Source organism: Vibrio sp. Vb1337 (genome assembly GCF_033338715.1).
GTDB lineage: Bacteria > Pseudomonadota > Gammaproteobacteria > Enterobacterales > Vibrionaceae > Vibrio > Vibrio alginolyticus.
In genome coordinates, this window is record NZ_JAWOTD010000319.1 from 1 (window position 1) to 1,000 (window position 1,000).

At 44.6% G+C, this 1,000-nt stretch carries 1 protein-coding gene and 1 pseudogene; both read left to right on the top strand.

The genetic code is table 11. The annotated features are described in order from the left end of the window. The coding region (gene zapG / locus R7E42_RS25910; protein ID WP_318073374.1) for a Z-ring associated protein ZapG at positions 1-330 on the top strand (330 nt) is incomplete at its 5' end. A 336-nt stretch (positions 331-666) separates the two neighbouring features. After that, positions 667-1,000, top strand: a pseudogene (locus R7E42_RS25915) (serine endoprotease DegQ); the annotation flags it as partial.

Here is a 1,000-nt window from a genome sequence, read left to right on the forward strand (position 1 = left end):
GAAGCGGCCAAGTTTGAATTAGAGCAACAACGTCAAGAGCTCGTCGATCATTTTGCACAAACCGCAGAAATGTTGGATACCCTGGGTAAGGATTACACTAAACTCTACCAACATATGGCGAAGACCTCTTCAGAACTTCTGCCTAACTTGCCAGAACAAGATAACCCGTTTGATAAGAAAACGGCGATGTCTTCAGAGCAAATCAAAGAAGACCAACCAGAGGTCAACGAACAACCAAAAGACTACGCCAACGGCGCGACTGGTCTTTTGAAAGATCAAGAAAAAGAGATCACCAACTCTCCCGACGTGGTGACGGCTAAAGCCTCTTAACCTGCTCTTTTCCTTTCTTTTGGGTCGATATAAATCGTAATTTGTATCGACCCTTTTTGAACTTTTCTGCAGCAATCCCTCTCTAACTTGCATGTGAACTGCCGTCACCCTTTGAATATCCAAACTAGACCTTATATTAAAAATATCAATCAAGATAAGTTGATGTTCATAAACCTATGCAGGCAATTCGTTTCAGTCTATTACGGCCTTTGAATAATGGCATGCGCTATCGGTTGGGCTAAACGTACCCTGTCATGGATGACCAAACGCTTATTCTTATTGGTGTAAAGTGCGGATATTTCTTTTTGGCAGACATGTTTCAAGAGGAGTTACTGGATGAAAAAGCCATTGCTTGCGCTAACCGTTCTATCTTTAAGTTTGAGTTCCATTATCACGCCGATAACGGCCACGGCAGCACTGCCTCTAAGTGTTGATGGCCAGCAATTACCAAGCCTAGCCCCGATGCTAGAGAAAGTGACCCCAGCAGTCGTGAGCATTGCGGTTGAGGGTAAACAAGTTCAAACCAGTCGTATTCCGGAACAATTTCAGTTCTTCTTCGGCCCTGACTTCCCGATGGAGCAAACTCGAGAGCGTCCATTCCGCGGATTGGGCTCTGGCGTCATTATTGATGCCAAAAAAGGGCACATCGTCACTAACTATCATGTGATCT